We start from the raw sequence: 208 nt of genomic DNA, 5'->3' as shown, positions 1-208 counted from the left end.
GTTCCGCAGGTTCCTGGACTCGTGTATTCTATAGTATAGGTTGTTCCAGAAATTCCATTAGTTACTGTTCCGCTAGTTGCGTTTATTGTTGCACCATCGGTTGGTATTGGATTAAACGTAAAGCTTCCGCCAAGATCTCCGGTTATATTTGCGGTTCCGCCATCACAAGTTGCTGTCATAGTAAAAGCTGCGTTTCCGGAGGTTAAAA

Annotated in this window: 1 protein-coding gene; it reads right to left on the bottom strand. The window is 43.8% G+C overall.

Annotation, left to right across the window (positions count from 1 at the left end; genetic code table 11):
* Positions 1-208 (bottom strand): hypothetical protein (locus ACVCXO_RS13935; protein WP_452230197.1); only part of this gene is annotated, 208 nt, incomplete at both ends.

The organism is Lacinutrix sp. MEBiC02404 (assembly GCF_053601575.1).
Note: the sequence above shows the minus strand (reverse complement) of the source record. Positions and strands in the feature narration are given on the sequence as shown.